The organism is Paenibacillus germinis (genome assembly GCF_013141785.1).
GTDB lineage: Bacteria > Bacillota > Bacilli > Paenibacillales > NBRC-103111 > Paenibacillus_E > Paenibacillus_E phytorum.
In genome coordinates this window covers 1-5,835 of sequence record NZ_WHOC01000083.1, presented here as the reverse complement: position 1 = coordinate 5,835, position 5,835 = coordinate 1, and the positions used below count along the sequence as shown (strand labels likewise).

Here is a 5,835-nt window from a genome sequence, read left to right as displayed (position 1 = left end):
TCACTTCATAGGTTTCATTTTCTGAAGCTTTAACCCGAAGCATTCTGTTCCAATCCTCCAAGTCATAGCGGATTATGACTTCCCTTTTTAAATCCTGCTCGGACAAAACTGATAATATACTTTCCGATTCAGATCGTGTCCTCAAAAGAAGACTACTCAATTCATCCTTCGATATGCCACCTTCAGAATTAAATTCTTGAGCGCGTTCCCGAATGAAGGGTTTGTTTCCGATTGCACTTATGAGGTTCTGATACTCGTTTCCCGCTAAATGTAAGCAAAGGTTTCCAATGCTGTTCATAGAATCCTTCATTTTTTTCCAAATCAAATCATCATCAAGTCGGTTTAAGCTCTTTATGATTCGATCGAGCTGCTTGTTCATGTCTTCGAGTACGTTTTTTGTCAGGTCTGGCACACTACTTCCCCTCTGCAATTTAATGAAAATGCACATATCACTTTTTTAATAATTCGCTTAACTCAGAATGATTCCCTTTAATTATTCTGCCTGTCCCTCGGCGGCTGCCGTCGTGTCATGATTGAACTATCGTTTTCCGTTAGTTCAACAAAATGCATTACCATTGTGTCCTTTATCAACTTTTAAAGTACATTTTAAGAGTCCCTTTTTGCCATTCAGATAAAGTTACCTTTGCGGAAAATGAAACCAAGGATTTTGGTTTTCCAATAAGGTTCTCTAAAGCACTAAGAGCTATTTCTGGTTTAACATTTAATAAATAAGCTGCACTCCAAAGACTGACGGAGTCATTCTCATGCTGCAGAAATTGAGTAAGATACTGAAGATTGTTCTGGTTATTAAGCTCAGTTACAACATCATAGATTTGATTCGCTGCTTTATTAGCCTTTTTGAAATTCCCACTTTCAGTCCCGTCACAATGATTGATGCATGCTAGAATAAAACGAGTGTCCAAATTTGTTTTTTTGAACAAGTCGACAACTCCTATCTTGTACTGAGCGATTTTCACTTTGTGTCTTCTTATAGCTCTTTTTTATTCTCCAAGGTGTGGCTTTTATCCTTTCTTGTATAGAACTAGCCTGTCCGTAACTTTAATAAACAAAAGAGGAGCTGCCGCGATGCAAGCCCCTCAACTTTAGTTATCCGTCAGTTCAACGCAGACTGCTCCGCACCAATTTTTTCTTCTCCATTCTTGCACATCCTTCGTTACTACCGGTTCAGTTTATATCATCTCCTTAACACACCTAATAAATGGAGTTATGGCAAAACAATCCTCTAAATCCTCACTTTCCAATGACCAGTATATTATTGTATTTGTATGGATAGCTTTATCTTTTAATAGTAGCTCTTTTGCTTTTCTCAATATTGATTCATCAACATCACCTTTTTCAATAGCGTCATTGAGTGACTCAATAATTACGATCATCAAAGCAAATCTTTCTTCTTCGTTAAAACTTGAATTCTCATAAAAAGAAAGAAATTCATTTATTCTTGTTACATCTGCCACTTCGTACTCCCAATCTTGGGTAAATGGTCCAGGTTCAGGTAAACTCAATTTTTTAACAAGACTTTCTATGGCTTCCCTCGTTACATACTTTGGGTAATTCTCCAATTACTCTCCTCCTACTTATAAAAATTTGTTTGGATATGAGAATATTCGGGCATAAAGACACACCATTTGCTGGTTATTAGTACCATTATTATACTCCACTTTTTGAACCAATCTCCACGCTAAACTACCCTTTAGTTGAACAGGCTACCGATAAATTCGGTACCCTGTTGTCATGGAGCTATACTGCCCGTTAGCGGAATAGGCCGCCGAGCGACTCACCGGCAGCCTAGATAGTACTTATAGTTTCCCGTTACCTCAATTATGATCGTTACGCTATTATTTTCTTTATGCTTTAACAAATGGCATCGATCGTAGCAAGAAAATAAGCCTTTCCAGAAAATTAAATGAGAACAGGAAGCAAATCAAGACTATTTTCGTTTATAATGAGAAATGCGTAAAATCACAGTCCGGTTGGTAGTCCGGATGCATAGCCGCCGCACTATGTCGTATCCTTCCCCCTCGGGATGTCCATCGCTAAAAGTTTTTTGGAGGGGATTTACTATGAAATTAACGGTGTTTTTTGAAGATCCATTTTGGGTTGGTGTCGTTGAAGAAGAGCGAAACGGCAAGCTGCGGGCTATCCGATATGTTTTCGGCTCAGAGCCTCGTGACGCTGAGGTGATGGACTTTGTGCAGATAGGCATGCTTAGCTGGATGGAACTAGCCAGACAAACTGCGGAAGTAAAGCCGGTTTCCGAGCGGCGATTCAATCCGAAGCGTCTATCCCGCATCGTCGCCAAAGAGATGAAGCAGCGGGGTGCTTCATCGGCGGCTCAAGAAGCGATCAAGCTGGATCTTGATCTGCGCAAACAAGTGAGAAAAATCCAATCCCGCGAGCAAAAAGAAGCATTGAAAGAGCTCAAACGCGACATCGCTCGAATGAAGGCGAAAGCAAAACATCGGGGCAGATAACGTGCGGCATACGCTTACTGCCTGAAAAAATAGAAGCCCGATGGCTTCTATTTTTTAAAAAAACTTACCTTCTTAATAAGGTTGCCGAGTGGCAACCTGCTATCTTTGATTCAGGAACTATCGATAAAATTCCCTTTTTTCTTGCCGAATGCATTTTAACTATACTGCCCGTTACTTTAACGAAACCAAGGAGCAGCTACCGCGTGGCGAGCTGCTCCCTGGTTATTGCACTATCGTTCTTGCGTTAGCTCAATCAACTCAAGTCAAATGTGGTCCAACCAACTTCAAGTATTTTCATTTGAAAATCCCTGAATTCTTTTTTTGCATTAAAATTAGTAAATTCGATCTTAGTAAAAGGCTTTGTAAAGAATATAAAACAACATGGTTTTGCACAGATATCCCGCTCTGCGACACATTTACTCTTTGTCCGATAATCTTTAACTTCATCATCCGTCCAATTATTTTTCCTCTTATTGTACATAACCCAATTTTCATTACACTCTTTAAAATCAACGAAGGTTTCCTTACCTAAATTGACGAAGGTAAAACCCTCTGATGTTACCTCACCGATCTTCAAAACGTCTCACCTCACTTGTGTTCTGCTTTAATATTTTGTTATTCCTGTTTCTCGTGATTATTTACTCTTTCAGATAGGAATCAATCGGTTCAAAATCTGCACAAGAAATTATTAACTCAGCACTGTTGGGCATTGAGAAAAAGCCCATTGTTTGGGAAACATACCCTATCTCGCTGGGATCGACGTGTATATGATAGCCGTTTGTATAATCATTATGAGCCATTCTTAGTAGTTCCTGCGCAAAACCAATTAATCCGTTTTTACTTAAAGTGATCATCACTCGATTATTACTTAAAATTTCAACCTGTCCTACGTTATCTTTGTTTGTAAACTCGGGAGTGTCCTCATCGATATTTAAATTAACCACAACGGAACCCATGCTCTTCAACCCCTATTAACGAGATTATTCCAAAAGTCTCATTTTACCACAAATGAGTGTTGAATTAAGCTGCCTGTTACTTCAATTGAAAAAGGCAACTGATACTATGTCAGCTGCCATCATGTCATGATTGAACAAACGTTACCCGTTAGTTCAATGATATAGTTCGTTCAGAATCAAATAACGCCAAATTTAGTTAGGGCATAGTATATGCCATCTTCACTTGCTTTTTTGGTTACGAAATCCGCCCTTTGTTTAAGGTTCTCCTCACCATTACCCATGGCAATACCGAGGCCAACGAACTCTAGCATATCTAAATCATTACCACCGTCGCCGAAAGCTATAGAATTGCTAACGGCAATGTTGTAATAATCCAGCACTTTTTTGATTGCTTCCGATTTAGAGACCACTTGTTTTTCAAGAATGTTTATTACATATCGATGGAAACGTACAAACCGCAGTTGCGGGAAGTTATCAATGAATTTTTGAGCTTCACTCTCATCAGCGTACAAACACATACAGTAAATCTCTTCTGAGAGTGCATCTAAATTCTTTGGATAATGACTAAGACCTAGGGTCTCTAATAGTGCACTTCTAACACGTTTTTCTTCTACTCCTATTTCGTTCATTGAAATCGAATCTGTAAAATAGGAAAGAGTGTGCCCATTTAGCTCGGCAAAACTTGATAGTTCACGAACCGTTTTTACAGATAACGCTGACTTATAAATAACATTATTTTTTTCTTTAATAAGTGCTCCATTTGCTGATATTAAAGTATCAATGCCGAGTGCAATTAGTTCTTCGCACAAATTATGTGGTCTCCCCGTTGCAACAACGACCTTAATACCTTTTTCATTAAGCCTTTTTATAGCCAATTTTGTGCTTTCAGGTATGCATCTATCCACTTCACTTAATATGGTCCCGTCAACATCAAAAAACACGATCTCGTACACTGCTAGAATCCCCCTATGATTAAAAATACCTTGCTCTAATAGACGTTAGTAACCCATAGAGTTCCATACTTAACTGAATTATCCTGCCCGTTAGTTGAGCAAAGGCTGCCGATTATGCCGGCAGCCTTATCTTGATAGTGTATGTAACTAACGTTTCTCGATAGCTCAGTATTCCCAGAATAGCGTTTCGTGATCTAGGAAGGCTTAATTCAATTCGGATTTCCCTACGATTCCTTATGTTTATAACCATCCACTATTAAATCTAACTTTCCTGTTTCTGGGTCGATTACAAGGCCATGAACTGGAATGTGTTTTGGCAGGAGGGGATGGTTCTTGACCGTTTGCACGCTTCCTTTAACGGAATCTTCAACACTATCGAAACCGTGTAGCCACTGTTGCAAATTAATTCCGGAACTTTCGAGGGTGTCGATAGTTTCGGAAGATATGCCGTTCTCCTTCATTTTATTAATGGTTTCGCCAGGGTCAATACAGCTCATCCCGCAATCATGATGTCCGACCACAAACACTTCATCGGCATTTAATTCATATACAGCAACAATAACGCTACGCATAACGCTGCCAAATGGGTGCAAAACAATCGCTCCAGCATCTTTAATGATTTTGGAATTTCCATCCTTAATATTTAACGCTCGGGGAAGAAGGTCGGTAAGCCTTGAGTCCATACAAGTTACAACAACCATCTTTCTATCTTTGAATCTAGATGCTTTATATTTTTCAAATTCCTTCTTCTCTACAAACTCCGAGTTAAAGTGTAACATATCATAAAGTCGGTCCAAGCTTCTCACCTCAATTTCTCTCTTGATATCTTATAATCTTATCATAACCTACGAAGCACCCTCAACATGCCAAACCGGTTCTTATTAGATGGTTTCGATAAATGAATCTAGTCAAAGCAAAAGAACCATCAGAAGCGCTACCAGTACGCAACTGACGATACTGTCGTAATGATTGGTAATGTAGGGTTTTGAACCCCTGTCCAGTACTTAAATGTTGTGGTTTTGCATGACAAGGGTTCAGAAAAGTGAACAGTAGCTTGCCAAAAACACAATCCCTCGCAGCATGCTGCTTAGGTTTTTCGGGGAGGTTGCATAACAGTGAAAGACCATAGGGGCGAAATAATTCACTCTCCGAAATCTGGCCAATCGAACCCTGCCGACATTGCAAGTAAATGTTCTATAGTGATACGGGATTTCCAATCATCCTCCTAAATACCGATCAGGTGTCTGCTCTCTTAGCCATCATTCCATTATTGTCATTCATAGAACACACTCCGCTTTGGATATATTTACTCTATTCCTACGTCATAACCAGGAACAAGGTAATGTTCGATTTTAACCGTTTGTTGGTCTTTGTCTCTCCCTACAACCTACCATGCCATCATAAAATCTGTCATTCGTCATGGTATGCTACCCG

General features: G+C 39.4%; 8 protein-coding genes. 1 reads left to right on the top strand and 7 read right to left on the bottom strand.

The window, feature by feature from the left end; all coding sequences use genetic code 11:
- The 3 genes from GC102_RS17395 to GC102_RS17385 all read right to left on the bottom strand — a co-directional run.
- A partial coding sequence (locus GC102_RS17395; protein WP_171690689.1) for a DinB family protein occupies window positions 1-412 on the bottom strand: 412 nt, incomplete at its 3' end.
- Between the two features lie 175 nt (window positions 413-587).
- The gene (locus GC102_RS17390; protein ID WP_171690687.1) at window positions 588-941 is read right to left on the bottom strand and encodes a DUF2019 domain-containing protein; all 354 of its coding nucleotides are present in this window, start codon (window positions 939-941) and stop codon (window positions 588-590) included.
- Window positions 942-1,190: 249 nt separating this feature from the next.
- The gene (locus GC102_RS17385; protein ID WP_171690686.1) at window positions 1,191-1,580 is read right to left on the bottom strand and encodes a hypothetical protein; all 390 of its coding nucleotides are present in this window, start codon (window positions 1,578-1,580) and stop codon (window positions 1,191-1,193) included.
- Window positions 1,581-2,081: 501 nt separating this feature from the next.
- On the opposite strand from GC102_RS17385, the gene GC102_RS17380 reads away from it, so the two are divergent.
- A complete protein-coding gene (locus tag GC102_RS17380; protein ID WP_171690684.1) occupies window positions 2,082-2,492 on the top strand; it encodes a YjdF family protein in 411 nt (136 codons plus the stop codon).
- A gap of 253 nt (window positions 2,493-2,745) precedes the next feature.
- Here the strand turns inward: GC102_RS17380 and GC102_RS17375 are convergent, their stop codons facing one another.
- From GC102_RS17375 to GC102_RS17360, 4 genes are all read right to left on the bottom strand, one after another.
- Window positions 2,746-3,069 (bottom strand): hypothetical protein, encoded by a 324-nt coding sequence (locus GC102_RS17375; protein WP_171690683.1) that lies wholly within the window; start codon window positions 3,067-3,069, stop codon window positions 2,746-2,748.
- A gap of 61 nt (window positions 3,070-3,130) precedes the next feature.
- The gene (locus GC102_RS17370) at window positions 3,131-3,448 is read right to left on the bottom strand and encodes an Imm32 family immunity protein (RefSeq protein ID WP_171690681.1); all 318 of its coding nucleotides are present in this window, start codon (window positions 3,446-3,448) and stop codon (window positions 3,131-3,133) included.
- A 176-nt stretch (window positions 3,449-3,624) separates the two neighbouring features.
- Window positions 3,625-4,401: a Cof-type HAD-IIB family hydrolase gene (locus tag GC102_RS17365; protein WP_171690680.1), complete on the bottom strand. Its 777-nt coding sequence runs from the start codon at window positions 4,399-4,401 to the stop codon at window positions 3,625-3,627.
- Between the two features lie 224 nt (window positions 4,402-4,625).
- On the bottom strand, window positions 4,626-5,198 hold the full coding sequence (locus tag GC102_RS17360) for a beta-class carbonic anhydrase (RefSeq protein WP_171690679.1): 573 nt from the start codon (window positions 5,196-5,198) through the stop codon (window positions 4,626-4,628).
- Window positions 5,199-5,835 lie beyond the last annotated feature (637 nt).

Bases quoted from the DNA above. Each gene is read 5' to 3' on its own strand.
- GC102_RS17380 (WP_171690684.1), top strand. From the start codon at position 2,082: ATGAAATTAACGGTGTTTTTTGAAGATCCATTTTGGGTTGGTGTCGTT.
- GC102_RS17370 (WP_171690681.1), bottom strand. From the start codon at position 3,448: ATGGGTTCCGTTGTGGTTAATTTAAATATCGATGAGGACACTCCCGAG.